Annotated in this window: 17 protein-coding genes and 1 tRNA gene; 4 read left to right on the top strand and 14 right to left on the bottom strand. The window is 57.8% G+C overall.

Going from position 1 to position 13706, the window contains the following annotated elements; all coding sequences use genetic code 11:
• Positions 1 to 4: 4 nt before the first annotated feature.
• On the bottom strand, positions 5 to 1225 hold the full coding sequence (locus TX72_RS10210) for a lipid-A-disaccharide synthase-related protein (RefSeq protein ID WP_011128892.1): 1221 nt from the start codon (positions 1223 to 1225) through the stop codon (positions 5 to 7).
• 54 nt (positions 1226 to 1279) lie between these two features.
• Between TX72_RS10210 and TX72_RS10205 the strand changes: the two genes are divergently transcribed.
• Positions 1280 to 1350, top strand: a tRNA-Cys gene (locus tag TX72_RS10205).
• Positions 1351 to 1361: 11 nt separating this feature from the next.
• Here the strand turns inward: TX72_RS10205 and TX72_RS10200 are convergent.
• Positions 1362 to 1844, bottom strand: a complete 483-nt coding sequence (locus TX72_RS10200; protein WP_011128891.1) for a hypothetical protein — start codon at positions 1842 to 1844, stop codon at positions 1362 to 1364.
• A complete protein-coding gene (locus TX72_RS14525; RefSeq protein ID WP_011128890.1) occupies positions 1844 to 2005 on the bottom strand; it encodes a DUF8639 family protein in 162 nt (53 codons plus the stop codon). The genes TX72_RS10200 and TX72_RS14525 overlap by 1 nt, the downstream gene beginning before the upstream one ends.
• A gap of 24 nt (positions 2006 to 2029) precedes the next feature.
• Between TX72_RS14525 and TX72_RS10195 the strand changes: the two genes are divergently transcribed.
• Complete coding sequence (locus TX72_RS10195) at positions 2030 to 3013, top strand: aldo/keto reductase (protein WP_173358507.1); 984 nt, start codon at positions 2030 to 2032, stop codon at positions 3011 to 3013.
• A gap of 4 nt (positions 3014 to 3017) precedes the next feature.
• Here the strand turns inward: TX72_RS10195 and TX72_RS10190 are convergent, their stop codons facing one another.
• Both TX72_RS10190 and purM read right to left on the bottom strand, forming a co-directional pair.
• Positions 3018 to 3650, bottom strand: a complete 633-nt coding sequence (locus TX72_RS10190) for a DUF8655 family protein (protein WP_011128888.1) — start codon at positions 3648 to 3650, stop codon at positions 3018 to 3020.
• A gap of 131 nt (positions 3651 to 3781) precedes the next feature.
• Complete coding sequence (gene purM, locus TX72_RS10185) at positions 3782 to 4813, bottom strand: phosphoribosylformylglycinamidine cyclo-ligase (RefSeq protein ID WP_011128887.1); 1032 nt, start codon at positions 4811 to 4813, stop codon at positions 3782 to 3784.
• A gap of 305 nt (positions 4814 to 5118) precedes the next feature.
• Here purM and TX72_RS10180 point away from each other — a divergent pair, with 305 nt between their 5' ends.
• Together TX72_RS10180 and TX72_RS10175 are read left to right on the top strand one after the other, a co-directional pair.
• Positions 5119 to 5742, top strand: a complete 624-nt coding sequence (locus TX72_RS10180; RefSeq protein WP_011128886.1) for a septal ring lytic transglycosylase RlpA family protein — start codon at positions 5119 to 5121, stop codon at positions 5740 to 5742.
• 8 nt (positions 5743 to 5750) lie between these two features.
• Positions 5751 to 7256 (top strand): bifunctional pantoate--beta-alanine ligase/(d)CMP kinase, encoded by a 1506-nt coding sequence (locus tag TX72_RS10175; protein ID WP_011128885.1) that lies wholly within the window; start codon positions 5751 to 5753, stop codon positions 7254 to 7256.
• Here TX72_RS10175 and TX72_RS10170 read toward each other — a convergent pair.
• The 9 genes from TX72_RS10170 to TX72_RS10140 form a co-directional block, all read right to left on the bottom strand.
• Positions 7240 to 7716 (bottom strand): low molecular weight protein-tyrosine-phosphatase, encoded by a 477-nt coding sequence (locus tag TX72_RS10170; RefSeq protein ID WP_011128884.1) that lies wholly within the window; start codon positions 7714 to 7716, stop codon positions 7240 to 7242. The genes TX72_RS10175 and TX72_RS10170 overlap by 17 nt on opposite strands.
• 5 nt (positions 7717 to 7721) lie before the next feature.
• Entirely contained in the window at positions 7722 to 9122 is a 1401-nt protein-coding gene (locus tag TX72_RS10165) for a HEAT repeat domain-containing protein (RefSeq protein WP_011128883.1), read from the bottom strand.
• A 91-nt stretch (positions 9123 to 9213) separates the two neighbouring features.
• The gene (locus TX72_RS13355) at positions 9214 to 9807 is read right to left on the bottom strand and encodes a chromophore lyase CpcT/CpeT (RefSeq protein ID WP_011128882.1); all 594 of its coding nucleotides are present in this window, start codon (positions 9805 to 9807) and stop codon (positions 9214 to 9216) included.
• Between the two features lie 78 nt (positions 9808 to 9885).
• Positions 9886 to 10374: a C-phycocyanin subunit alpha gene (cpcA, locus tag TX72_RS10160; RefSeq protein WP_011128881.1), complete on the bottom strand. Its 489-nt coding sequence runs from the start codon at positions 10372 to 10374 to the stop codon at positions 9886 to 9888.
• 42 nt (positions 10375 to 10416) lie between these two features.
• Positions 10417 to 10935, bottom strand: a complete 519-nt coding sequence (gene cpcB, locus TX72_RS10155; protein WP_011128880.1) for a C-phycocyanin subunit beta — start codon at positions 10933 to 10935, stop codon at positions 10417 to 10419.
• Positions 10936 to 11093: 158 nt separating this feature from the next.
• A complete protein-coding gene (locus TX72_RS10150; protein ID WP_011128879.1) occupies positions 11094 to 11882 on the bottom strand; it encodes a phycoerythrobilin:ferredoxin oxidoreductase in 789 nt (262 codons plus the stop codon).
• Positions 11879 to 12586, bottom strand: a complete 708-nt coding sequence (locus tag TX72_RS10145) for a 15,16-dihydrobiliverdin:ferredoxin oxidoreductase (protein WP_011128878.1) — start codon at positions 12584 to 12586, stop codon at positions 11879 to 11881. Before TX72_RS10145 ends, TX72_RS10150 begins: the two co-directional genes overlap by 4 nt.
• Before the next feature lie 5 nt (positions 12587 to 12591).
• Positions 12592 to 13173: a phycobiliprotein lyase gene (locus tag TX72_RS13350; protein WP_144416645.1), complete on the bottom strand. Its 582-nt coding sequence runs from the start codon at positions 13171 to 13173 to the stop codon at positions 12592 to 12594.
• Positions 13174 to 13264: 91 nt separating this feature from the next.
• Positions 13265 to 13498: a DUF8630 family protein gene (locus tag TX72_RS10140; protein ID WP_042503830.1), complete on the bottom strand. Its 234-nt coding sequence runs from the start codon at positions 13496 to 13498 to the stop codon at positions 13265 to 13267.
• Positions 13499 to 13706: the final 208 nt, after the last annotated feature.

Genomic DNA, 13706 nt, shown 5'->3' with positions numbered 1-13706 from the left:
TCCTTCAGTATCCGTGCAGCCGTTCCAGGATCAACGCGGCAAGGCGGGCGCTTCCCCCGGGAGGCCCCATCCGTCGTTGGCCGATCCGACCGAGGCGTTCCCGCAGCGGCGGGTTGTCCAGCAGTTGCTGCAACCTGCCGTGGAGCTCCTCCGTGGAGCTGCAGGGGCGCACAGCTCCCCCCAGCAGGCGGCTTTGGCGCCGTGCGAAGGGCCACTGGAACTGTGGCCCCGGCCCCGGCAGTGACAGGGCCGGAATTCCAAGCCCTACCAGTTGTTCCGTCGCGGTGCCGGCGGTGGCCACGCCAGCTTCCGCCCAGCTGGCCCAGGTTTGGAAACGCTTCACGCCGATCAGCACCAGCAGAGGTCCCTTCACCCAGCAGGCCGCGGCATCGAGCTGGTCGGAGGGAGGCAGGCCGCGGCGGAACTTTTGATCGCGAAGGATTGGTTCGAGTTGATCCAGGCTCGGTTGGCTGCCGACAGCAACAAGAACGGCAATCGGCTGGTCGGCCTTCAGCCGGCTGACGCCATCCAGCAGCCGGCGGAAGTTCCGTAGGGCCTCTGGTATGCGGCTTCCACACAGCAGCAGCACCCGCCTGCAGCGTCCAAGGCTGGCGGGAAGATCACCGTTCGCCAGGCCATCCATCATCGGATTGCCCGGTGCCAGGGCCCGCACGCCATGGCGCTGCAGTCCGCGGGCGGTCAACCCATCGCGCATGGCCACCAACCGGCAGCGTGCCGCTCGCATCAGCATCCACTCCCATGGATCCCATTCGCTGCCTTTCAGCCGGTGGTAACGATCGCTGGGGCTTTGGCCAGGGCCGCTGCACCAGGTGTAGTCGCTCTTCGGGGTGCCGATGAAGCCATAACGGGCGCCACTGCTCCAGGCCATCAGCAGGGGGAGGAGATCACCGATCGCCAGCAGCTTGAGGCCGGCGCGAGCCCGCTTACCGATCAAGCGCCACTGTTGCCAGCTGAGTAGGGGAAGGCCGGCCTTCAGGTCCGCCAGCAATCCGGTGATGCTCTGGTTGCTGAATCCTCCACTGGGGAGGGCGGCCGCTGGACCGATCCGTTGCAGCCAGCCGTTCTGAATCGCATCGTCAAAAACACGCCCCTGACCCACCAATGGCAGCACTTCCAGCTTCAGGGCGGGGCACTGGGCATGCAGTTGTTCCAGCACCCGCAGAGCGATCAGATCCTCCCCGTGGCCATTGCAGACCACCAGCAATCCAGCATCGTTGTGGCTGATACGATCGCCTAATGGGAACGGCCGTTCCCGATCGGCGGCATGGCCAAGTGGTAAGGCAGAGGATTGCAAATCCTTTATCCCCAGTTCGAATCTGGGTGCCGCCTTCGATCGATATTCACAGCCGGGCCTCCGCGCTTCGTTGAAGTCCATCACGCGTCTGACTCTCGCAGTTGAGGCGTCGTTCGTTGATGCTGCACGCACCGGTGGTCGGTCGATTGCTCGGCAAGCCGATCGGCAGACCGCGTTGATCGAAGACCACCAGGGAACTGCTGGTGATGGTTCCGCTCCAGGAGGATGCGGCCAGGCGGCAGCGTCCGTTCTGACAGCTCAAAACCGGATCGCCGGTGCCAGGGCCCGTCACGAATGTCAGCTGGTGGGTCCGGCCCGGGTCCTCTTCACTGAGTCCGCTGAAGCGGATGCGCAGACCGATGCTGCTGGTTTGGCTGAGTTGCAGCCGCTGGCAGCCCATGGAGCGCTCGGCCTGAGTCAGACGACAGCCGGACACGCCCGTATCCAAACGGCCGAAACGGTCGTTGCCGACTGCATCGCTGCTGGCGACGTGGATGCCCATCAGCACCAACAGAAGCGGCAGCAGCATCAGTAGTCGCTGTCGGCCACGCACATGCCGAGACAGCGGATGCCGTTGCTTGCCGTGCGCCGGCAGTGTTGGCAGAGGATGCGCTCCTCAACCGGTTCTGTCGATTCACCCGCTGCCGGGTTCGCCGTTGGCATGGAAGTGGCCGTCTGGTGTTCAGCCATGGGAGTCCGTCAATGGAGGCGATCATGACGGGCAGAGGAGGTGACGCGTTGAACGGCATCGGATTCGGCACCTGGGCCTGGGGCAATCAACTGTTGTGGGGGTACGACGCCGAACGGGATGACCGCCTTCTGGAGGAGACCTTTCGCCAGGCCCTTGCATCGGGTCTTGGCCTGATCGATACCGCTGATTCCTACGGCACCGGGCGGCTCAATGGTCGTAGTGAACAGCTGCTGGGGCGGTTCGCAGCACGACTGCCAGCGACGCGACGGGCGGATCTCTGCATCGCCACCAAATTGGCGCCCTTCCCCTGGCGGCTCGGGCGGCGGGGCCTGGATCAGGCGCTTCAGGCGAGTCGTCAGCGGCTTCAGGGCCATCTACGACGCGTGCAGCTGCACTGGAGCACTGCTCGCTACGCCCCCTGGCAGGAGGTGCAGCTTCTCGATGGTCTGGCAGATCGCGTTCTGGATGGCTCCATCAGCGAAATCGGGGTATCCAACATCGGCCCGAAACGGCTGGCCTGGATGCAGCAACGCCTGGCGGAGCGAGGAGTTCCCCTGCGCAGTGTGCAGGTGCAGTATTCGCTGCTCTCATCGGGGGACGCCAAGGTTGATGCATTGCGACAGCTCTGCCGTGAGCGTGGCATCGAGGTGCTGGCCTACAGCCCGCTTGCTTTCGGTGTGCTGACCATGCCGCCAGACGGTGAGCGACGACCGAGAACCGTCCTGCAACGGCAGCTGCTCGCCAGGTTGCAACCAGCCAGCCGCTCACTTCGCGCCGTTGTGGCGACCATTGCCGGCCAGCGCAGTGTTTCGATGGCCCAGGTGGCCCTCAACTGGTGTCGAGCCCAGGGGACCACGCCGATCCCGGGCCTTAGAACCCCAAAGCAAGCTAGGGATGTTGCCGGAACCCTCAAATGGTCACTGACCTCTGAAGAACTGGATCAGCTGACCGTGGCGCGGCAGCAATGCACGGTGCGCACACCGTCCAACCCATTTCAAAGCGCTTAAGCCCTCAGGCTTCAGCGACGTTGTCTGGAGCAGGACTCACCACAACAGGAAGACTGTCAGCGGCAGCCTCGCTGCGCAGGGGGATCACGTTCTCCCGTTCCTGTGGTGGTACGGGGGCGGCAGCAGCCTGGCTCTCTTCGCAGGCCTTGAGTGCTTCCTGGAGCAGGGAATCAAAGGTGGTTCCCGGGAGACGGTGCCTTGCGACCTCAAGGAAGGTCCTGGGCAGGGATTCCCAGGCCGCGGACCGCAGGGCAGGGTTGTTGCTGCGGAGTTGTTTTTCCTCGTCGATCGCGCGCAGGAAACGAAGGGTGACGTCGCGCTTGGTGGAGGCCTTGATCAACGTGTCCCGATCCAGGGGGCCCTGATCGAGGCTCTGCTCGAGTCCGTGGATCCGTCGCTCAAGACTGTCGAGAACTTCCTGGGCTTCTTTGCCGATGTGGGACAGCTGACCGTCGGACAGATCAGGCATGTCAGCGACGTAAACCTTGCCGTGGTCCCTCAGGGTGAGGAAGGTCGGCCGGGGTGATTGGCGGTGGCCATTGGAACGCTCATGGGCCGGGACGACCGGACGACGTGGGGGTGTTGGACCTGCAGAGGATCGTCTGCGCGTGGTGCGCTGGGGTCTATCAAATGGCATGACGTTGTTAAGCCGATGTATCGACGCTGCGTCCGGAGAAAAACTCCAGAATGCTTGCAATCATCTTAAACGGTTCTTTCCCTTTGCCTGACTCTTGAACAATCTCTTTGGAGAGTGATGCAATACCCCTGTTAGTCGGGGAGGCCGATCACCCCGTCTTCAGGGTTCCCTTCCACGATGCTGCCAATCGGCCAGGCCTGGAGCTGCTGGGCACGGCAGGCAGCGACCGTTCGGTCGATTTGATCCCGCGGCACCACAACACAGAAACCGATCCCGAGATTGAAGGTGTGCCAGAGGTCCCGCTCCGGAATGCCACCAGCGCTCTGGAGCCAGTCGAACAGGGGCGGGCGTGCCCAGCTGGTTGGGCTCACCTGGGCGCGACATCCAGTCGGCAGGCAGCGGGGGAGGTTCTCCGGCAGTCCTCCACCTGTGATGTGCGCCATGGCATGGATGGGAAGGCTGCTGCTGAGCAGATGCTTCACCAGGGAGGCATAGAGCTGTGTGGGTCTCAGCAGATCGTCGATCAGCGGGCGCTGATCAGGTCCGTACAGGGTGGATCGATCCGCTTTGGCCTGGGCCAGCACCCGGCGCACCAGGCTGAAGCCGTTGCTGTGGACACCGCTGCTGGCCACGCCGATCACAGCATCACCTGGTTGAACCTGTTGTCCATCAATCAGCTCGTTTTCTTCAACAACGGCGACGCAGAACCCGGCCAGGTCGTAGCGACCCGCTGGGTAGAAGCCAGGCATTTCTGCGGTTTCGCCGCCGAGCAGCGAGCAGCCGCTCTGCTGGCAGCCGTCAGCGATGCCCTCAACAACCTCAGCCATGGCGTCAGGGCTCAATGCGCCCGTGGCCATGTAGTCGAGAAAAAACAGCGGCTGGGCGCCGGATGTGATCACGTCGTTCACGCACATCGCCACCAGGTCGATCCCAACGTTGTGGTGGGCTTGATGGTCCTGCGCCAATTCGAGTTTGGTGCCGACACCATCAGTCCCTGAAACCAACAAGGGCTGTCGCAGGCCAGCAGGCAGGCGCATCATGCCGCCGAAGCCCCCCAGACCACCGACCACCTCTTGGCGGTGTGTTGCTTCGACGGACGATTTGATCCGTTGAACAAAGGCGCGCCCGGCCTCGACGTCAACGCCAGCACTCTTGTAGTCCATGGGCTGAAGAACCTGTATCGATCCTGCAACCCCAGCGACCTTGGGACGGTCGACGAGCCGGATCAAGATGCCATCAGTTTCGCTGATGACTTGACCAAGTCTGGCTGATGCCTTCGTTTGGGATCAGTGGGGGCCTCGCCTGTGAGCGGCTGATGCGCGCCACGGGTGTCCAGATTTGCTGTGCCAGCCGCTGGATTGGTGCCTGCTGTTGTGTTTGTCACGAACTTCTTAACATCAACTCGTTTACCAGCTGAGGTCTGCGCCGCTTCTGAGCCATGTCTCCTGAGGCCTGCTGACCGTCCGTCATGCGTGTTGTTCTCACCCTCCTGGGTCTGTCCGGGGCGATTTCAGCCAGTGCAGCTCTATTCCCCGTGGTGGCGCAGGATTTTGAGGATTCGGATTTGTTCAAGCCGCTCGACCCAATGGAGTTGGCCGTCGACTCGGACATTGATTCTCAACCCATCAAAGCTGCTCCCCTGGATTCCGACCTGTCGGTCCAGGACGACCTTGACCCGGACAGCAGCTATGACAGCAGCATCAGCGCCACATTGACGCCCGATGAGGTGAAGGAACCGGTCGATCCAACGCCCGTGGCGGTTCTGCCTGAGCCGAAGCTGAAGCTGCTGCCCGAGGTGGTGCGCGTGATCACCGGGGAGGCCAGCTGGTACGGGCCTGGTTTCTACGGAAATCACACGGCCAACGGCGAGATCTACCGCCAGGGGACGATGACGGCAGCCCACCGCACCTTGCCGTTCGGAACCAAGGTGCGCGTGACCAATATCCGGAACGGCCGCTCTGCGGTGATTCGCATCAACGACCGAGGCCCCTTTGTTGATCACCGGGTCATTGATCTGGGCCACGGTGCTGCCTCGACCCTTGGGCTGATCAGTTCCGGGATTGCCCAGGTGAAGCTTGAGGTGTTGCGCTGACCACCGCCTTGCTCTCAACGCAGGCTGAGCTGGCGGCATTCCACTCCGGCCTCGGCCAACCCCTTCAGTTCGTCCCGACCATGGGGGGTCTGCATCAGGGGCATGGGGAGCTGATCCGCCGTGCGGCAGAGCAGGGCCCAGTGTTGGTGAGTGTGTTTGTCAACCCCCTTCAGTTCGCCCCTGGCGAAGACTTCGAACGTTATCCGCGCAGCTTGGAGGCCGATCTGGCTCTGGCGGATCGCTACGGAGCAGCAGCGCTCTGGACTCCCACGGTTCAGACCATCTATCCCGATGGAGCCACTGCCGATTCGGCTCGCCAGGCACCTGCAGCCCTGCAGCAGCATCTGTGCGGAGCTGATCGACCCGGACACTTCGATGGGGTGGTCACGGTGGTGGCTCGGCTGCTGGAGCTGACGAGGCCCGCCGGTCTCTGGCTGGGGGAGAAGGACTGGCAGCAACTGGTGATCCTGCGTCAGCTGGTGGCTGATCTTGTGTTGCCTGTGAAGATCCACGGGGTCGCCACGGTTCGCGAGGCGGACGGCCTCGCGTTGAGTTCACGCAATCAATACCTGTCGGCTGCGCAGCGTCTCCAGGCAGCAGCGCTGCCCGCGGCGTTGCGTGCTGCTGATGGCACCACCCCATTGGACGTCACCCGCTCGAGGCTTTCAGCTGCTGGTCTCGAGGTGGAGTATGTAGAGAGGGTTGATCCCCAAAGCCTGCAGCCCTGCGGCTCGGAGACGGCACTCTCGCTGCTGGCCGCGGCGGTGCGCTGCGGGACGACACGCCTGATTGATCACTCGTTTCTGATGACCCGCCAGCCCCTCGTTGCCATCGATGGCCCTGCCGGTGCTGGCAAAAGCACGGTGACCCGTGCGTTCGCGGAGCGTCTGGGCCTGATTTACCTGGATACCGGAGCGATGTATCGCGCCGTTACGTGGCTGGTGCAACAACAGGGCGTGGAACCCGGGGATGCTGCGGCCGTGGACGCGTTGCTGCGTGCTCTGGATCTGCAGCTTCAGTCGCTGCCGGGTGGTGGCCAGCAGGTGATGGTGAATGGTGAGGATGTCAGTCAGGCGATCCGTTCTCCTGAGGTAACGGGATCGGTGTCGGTGGTGGCCGCTCACCGCTGCGTGAGGCAGGCCCTCACCACCCAGCAGAAAGCAATGGGTGCCAAAGGTGGCCTGGTGGCGGAGGGCCGCGACATCGGCTCAGCCGTGTTCCCCGATGCCGATCTCAAGGTGTTTCTTACGGCCACGGTGGCCGAACGGGCCCGGCGCCGGGCCCTGGACCTGGAACAACGGGGCTTTCCGGTGCAGGAGCGCTCAGAGCTTGAAGCACAGATCGCCGAGCGCGATCATCTCGACAGCACCCGGGAGGAGGCCCCGCTGGTGCAGGCGATTGATGCCGTGGAACTGGTGACCGATGGCATGAGCATCGACGCTGTGATCGATGCCCTGGTGGAGCAGTTTCGTGCCCGGGTGCCTGAGGAGGCCTGGCCTACGCCGGCGGGCTGAGCTCGTCCAGCAGGTTGGAGCAGGCGTCCTCCAGCAGATCGAGCACATGTTCAAAGCCGGCTTCGCCGCCGTAATAGGGATCCGGAACCTCCGTTTCTGAGAAGCGGCGGGCGTAGCTGAGCATCGGTTGAATGGTTGCCGTGGCTTGTGCGCCGGCTTCGCGAGCCAGCCCCTGCACCGCGGCCAGGTTGTTGTTATCCATGGTCAGCATCAGGTCGAACTCCGAGAAGTCGTCGAGGCTGATTTGTCGTGCGCGGCTGGGCAGCTGGATGCCGCGACGGTTGGCTGCGGCCTGCATACGTCGGTCGGCGGGGTTGCCCACATGCCAGCCGCCGGTGCCGGCGGAATCCACCACGAACTGATCGCTCAGCCCTCGCTCCTCCAGCAGATGCAGGAAGACGCCTTCGGCCGCTGGTGATCGGCAGATGTTGCCGAGGCAGACGAACAATACTTTTATCATTAGTTTTAGAGAACTTTTTTGTTTTCGATGTGATGGATAGAAGTCTTATTTTTTGATTTTAGTATTGCCTTGTCAAGGCGTGCAGAGAGGACTGGATCTGTTTCTTTTGCTTTAGCTTCATTTAAGAGTTTAATCGAATCGGCATTGCCAATTCCTTCCAGCGCCAAGCATGCGCTGTAGCGCAAACCCCAGTCTTCAGGTGAATGAAGTGTCCATTTGAGTTTGTTGAAAACGGCATGCAGTGATTGCGACGAAATCTTCGCGTTCCAATTGATGTCACCAAGGGCGCACGCTGCGACGCGTCGAATGTTTCCTTGGCAATGATTGCCAATTTCGACCCCAATAGCATCAATAAGTGCGTTTGCGTAATGGGGATTTTTGAGTTCAGCCATGGCCTTGATCAGCCCCATTGTGATGTCTTGATCTGATTCTGAGAAGTACAGATCAAGAAGATCGATTTTGAAACGATTAGCACCACGGACGAGTTGTTTTATGCCTGATTTTCTGCTCGTCAAGGATGGTGACCTTAGGTTGTCGAATGCATTTGAAAGTAGATCGCTCTCTGTTGAGCCGTCTCCTGGATAGGTTTCTGGAATTTGGTTGTCTTGCTCAATCAATAGGTTCCCCGAAAAGTTGTCTCTGGCGAGACTGTCAAGTGCTTTGAAGAGGGAGGAATGAATTGATGCGAGGTCGGTATCTGGAATAGAATCTGCTTGATTGCTTCGGCTGAGCGATTTATTGAGTATGGCTTTTATGGCAAACATCTTGACGTTGTTGGGGATCTTGGCAGTCAGGATTGGATCTGTTGCTTTGATTGTTCCGATACGGGCTAGGTCGAATGCAGCGGATTGCCTGATGAAGCGATTCTGGTGATCAAGAAGTGAGATAACTTTGTTTAAATAGGTCATCTCACCGGTGTAGCTGTAGAAAAAAGCTGCTGCAGAGCCAGCGATCCTTTCTGATTTGTCGTTAAGAAAGGGTTGGATCTTTTCTGAAACATCCCACATTCTTTGCTCTGTTAAGGCTTCTATAAGCGCTTCTATTGGTTTGTTGGGAATATCTCGGTCAAGGTAGTTAATGAGTGAGCTTGAGCATTGATCACTCTTGATTTGAATTAGGGCTCTAAGTGTTGCTTCATGCAATTGCACGTCATCTGTTTCTAGTGTTTTAAGAAGCTCTGGTAAACAGCGTGAGTCTTTGATCATTCCCAGTGATCTTGCTGCTTGCCTTCTTAGGGGGTATCCGCCTGTACATGTTTTGTCCCTTTCGTCTAGAAGGCATTCCACCAATCGTGGTACTCCCTCAGCCGACCTGTTTTTCCCGAGCCACCAAGCACCGTGATACCGAACACCCGCATCTTGGTGGTCGAGGGCTTCAAGAGCGGCTGTAACTGAGTCAATTGGCATCAAGGTAGTTTTGTTTTACAAAACTTGCTTTGCATTCTATAGGCTTGCCCCACTGTCTCATGTGCTTGAAAAATGGTCTTTGTATCCATGCTCATGAATGAATGTCTTGTTCCCACTTTGCTTCCCATGATTTTGTTCGTTTGAATTGAAATTCACCTGCAATGGCACCCCAAAGTCTTGCATTCGTTTTTGGGTCATGACCACGGTCAAGAGTTTTTAATGAGTCCTCCTGGAGGTGAAAAGTGCTGGCCAGGACTGTTTCTTGCCCATTTCGGGTAACCATACACCGACAGCCTGGTTCGATCGATCCATGATATCCGTCGCTCTTGTGTTCAACTTGGTAGTGACATTGGTCAAGGCAGATCAGGTCGCTGTCTTGAATGGTCTGCCGACATTCTTTATCAAAGGTTGCTTTGGCAAATCTTGATGGCTCGTGGAAGGTATGGTTCCACAACTTAATAATTCCAGGTGATTGTTCCTCTGCTCTGATCATGCGTAGTCGGTAAGGATTCTTTGGGTCAACTGCATAGCTTTGTTCTAACAAAATGGATCCTGGTTGGAGATGCTCTAAAGGTCGGTATCTCAGGAAAATATGTGCAAAGAAAGGAGGGTTATCCAATGCTTGTTGCTGATTGCTGTATTCGCCGCAAAGCAAGCTGAGAAAGTTCTGCTCTGTTGGGGTCATTTTTAGAATCCTGGCCCAAGCTGTTTGAACAAAAAAAGCCCTCCATGAGGAGGGCTGTCACATCTGTGGTCTAACCGATCAGGTCAGAGCATTGATGGCGTAGTCGATGTAGCTGTTGGCTTCAGTGGCGGCGTCGCCAGAGAGGCCGTGGTTGGACTTGATGTGCTTCAGAGCTTCCACGTACCAGGAAGGGGAGAGCTCGAAAGTACGGTTGATTTCGGCCAGACCGGCAATCAGGTAGTCGTCCATGGGGCCAGTACCACCAGCGACCAGGCAGTAGGTGATCATGCGCAGGTAGTAGCCCACGTCACGGGAACACTTGGACTTGCCTTCGGGAGTTGCTGAGTAATTGGGCCCCTCCATCTGAGTGGTGTAGGGGAACTTGGTGTACACAGCTTGAGCTGCGCCGTTCACCAAGGAATCGGCCTTACTCGTGAGGGCTTTGGCCGCTTCGAGGCTGGCCTTGGCACGGTTGAAGCGACCGGAAGCAGCCTGAACTTCGGTGTTGCTCAGGAAACGGCCCTGGGAATCAGCTGCAGCAACAGCTTCGGTAAGTGGGGTTTTCATTGGTTGATGGGAGAAGTGAAAGACGTCGGATTAACGAGTCGATCAGGCGACGGAGGCGGCGGCGCGGTCGAAGTAGGTGCCGATTTCGCTGCTCAGGGAAGCGCAGTCGCCAGCGGAAATACCAGCTTTGTCGTTGACGATGGCCAGGGCAGTGTCCTTCATCAGGTTCACGCCGGCGGCAACGGAAGCACCGGGAGTGCCGAGGGCCAGGTAGGTCTCACGCAGGCCGTTCAGGCAGCGGTCTTCCATCACGGAAGCGTCGCCGGTGAATGCGGAGTAGGTGACGTAGCGAAGAATGATCTCCATGTCGCGCAGGCAAGCAGCCATGCGACGGGAGGTGTAAGCGTTGCCGCCGGGGGCGATCAGTGAAGGCTGCTGAGCGAACAGCTGACGGGCAGCCGAAGCAACGATGGTGGAAGCGTTGCTGGAGATGCGATTCACGGCATCCAGACGCTTGTTGCTGTCGGAAACCATGGCAGCGAGGGCATCGATCTCGCTGGTGCTGATGAATTGTCCCCGGGCATCGGCCTGGGCGACAACCTTGGTGAAGGCGTCGAACATGGTTGTTGTTCCTGTGAACTACGTCTGGAGGGGAATCTCAGACAATTGGGATGGTCGAAGGCTATTGCCTGCATCCCGACCATGCGATTCTCGCCAAGCCCAGGCGGGCGCTTCGACGGCTGTTCATAATGCTTAACTCCCTTGGTACGACAAGGGAGTTAAGCGGCGTCCTCGAGATCGAACAGCACGCCATGGATGTACGACTCTGTCCACTCGCTCCCGTAGAACCGCGTCAACATGCCGCGGGCTGGATCCTTCTCGGCGCGATACGCGGTGTAGCGCTTTTGGCCTGAAAGGAGCAATTCCGCACGGTCGTCAGACACGGGTTCCGCTTCAGCCACGAGGTTGAGGTAAAGCTGCAGATAGTCGATGAAGGCCGGGCGGATCACGCGTTCAATCAGTTCATCCCCCTCCTCCCCAAGCGGGATGCGGGTCCAGAGAAACGCCGGTGAGAAATAGGGTTGGGCTTCTTCTGGGATGGGGCCTCCATCGGGGAGTTCGGCTTGCCAGCGCTCGAACAACGGCATCAGTCGCTCCCACACGGGTTGGGTGTGATCGGGATCAGCCTTGTCAACCGGTTGAAGATCCAGAGCGAGCAAATGGCCGTTTGGAAGCGTCACCAGATCGGCTCCGAAGAACGGCAGGTCGAACCGACAGCTCGGGTTGATCACAAAATTGAGCACCGAAGCAGCCATACCCGCTTCAACGCAGGCACAACGCACCTGACGCAACTTGTCTGTGGAACAGGCCCAGGTCGCCGTTGTCACCGGAACGGGTTTCGCTTTTGAACCGGTGCTGCCCTCCTTTTGCAGAAACGTTTCCGCTATGGGATAGGGAGACGGGTTGAACGGCTTGAGTGCAGCACTGGCTTCATCGAGAAAGGGCTGCCATCGCCACCCCGGAATCTGAACGGGATCAAGGCTCGACGCGCGGAGATCAATGCTCATGCGGGCTGACTGGCAGGGAAAAGGAATTCGTGCAGGAACCGGTCAGACCACTCCTTGCCGAAATGGCTGGTGAACAATCCATGGGCAGGATCACGCTCGGCGCTGTACACGTCGTAGGCGTTCTGAAGCCGTTCCACATCTCCAGGTGAGATTGAGGATGGTTCCTTGGAAGCCTCATCGTGTAAACCCCAATAGGCTTTCAAAAAGGCGCTGAAGGCCTTTGGCAGTGACCTGTCAGCCTCTTCAGAACCTCCACGGCAAAAAAGTAGCCATGATGAGAAGTATTGATTCGGATCGAAAGATCGCATCGTTTCTTCTCCGTTTAGATCCGGGAAACGAGCATTCAGATCTTTCAGACCATCAAAATGACGATCGAGATAGTCTTTGTCTTGAACCAGTGGTTGAAAATCAAGAACCGCAACTAGCTTTTGACGTGCGCCAAACCAGAGCAGATCAACACCCATCAAAGGATGGTCCAAATCGAAATCGGGATATGCGACGGAATTCAGAACTTGAAGGCTGTCACCTGCATCAAGTCGGGTGACGCGCCAGCGACGAAAACCTGGAACCTGCCAAAGCCAGCTTTGGATGGTGCTTGAGCCCTTCTGGGATTGATTGTGTTCCAGCCCGGCCGGAACTTCAACTGATATGCCACCGCGGGCTTGAATTCCAGTTTGTAATTCCTCAAGAAACGGATCAAACATGATGGTTAAGCTCCAATAGATGCAGTCGAACGAGCGATCTGCCTGGCATGCTCAGATATGGCATTGATATCAGCATCTGTTGGACAGCGAAATTCAGTGCAGTAGGTAGTCATTGCGACACCATCCAAGCATTGGACAGAACTGACACGCATTCGGATCTGATCAGTCACAAACCAGCATCGTTCAATTCCAATATTCGTGTCATATCTTGTAGTGATCGTCAACACGCCATCTTCGGCAAAAACGTAAGTGCTCAATACCGCCTGCTTTTCAACATATCCTACATCTCGTAGTAAGAAACCCTTTCGAGCATTATCTCGGTTGGGTACATCGATGACAACAGCAGCATAATCTTCGTTGCGGACTCCTTTTTTAATATTACTTTCCCACCAAAATCTAGCTCCACCAGTACTGTCGATCATGTTGATGTTTAGGGCTTCGCAAATGCTGCGAACTGCCGGATCATCATTTTTAAATGGTTCGATAACAAGATTAGAATCTGCTGCTTCATCATCCTGGTGATCCAAATGATGAACAGCACGTCGGTTCAACCAGGTCCCACGGCTTGCTTCGAAAAAATCCACCATCGTCATTGGTGGATATGACTGGAGGGGAAACATTAGATTGAACTTGCAGAGCTGAGGTGTTGAGACTGTGGATCAATCCTTCTAATAAAATTCAAGATTTAGACTGCTGAGAATCTCTTTGCGCAACAAGTTGTGACATAACTTCGTCAAGACGCTTTAGCTCTGCGTGCTCAGCGACTGTCGAATCAATTTTTTTCTTCGAGAGGCGCAGCTTCTTTCCAAGTCCGACCACATCCTGAAAAAGTCTCTCTCGGTATGCAGATAGTTCGTCAATAGACTCCTGTAATTCTTCAATGCTGGGCAGATCAGAGGCTGTTTGATCCATGAAATGCTGACTGACTCTGAAATTTTAAACCTTCTACCTGTCTGCCTTGGCTCCGTAGGGCCTCGTCTCTGACCCACGACATTGACCGACCGGCTTGGAAGCCTTGATGGTCGACGGTCTTGCCGGTAGTCGTTGACTCGTGCCCCAAGGTGACAAACTCTTGCGTGACCGCGTCTGTTTTGGAACCCAGCCGGGAACCGGGGTTTAG

The sequence above is a fragment of the Parasynechococcus marenigrum WH 8102 genome (assembly GCF_000195975.1).
Taxonomy (GTDB): Bacteria; Cyanobacteriota; Cyanobacteriia; order PCC-6307; family Cyanobiaceae; genus Parasynechococcus; species Parasynechococcus marisnigri.
This window is presented reverse-complemented; position numbering and strand designations above follow the sequence as displayed.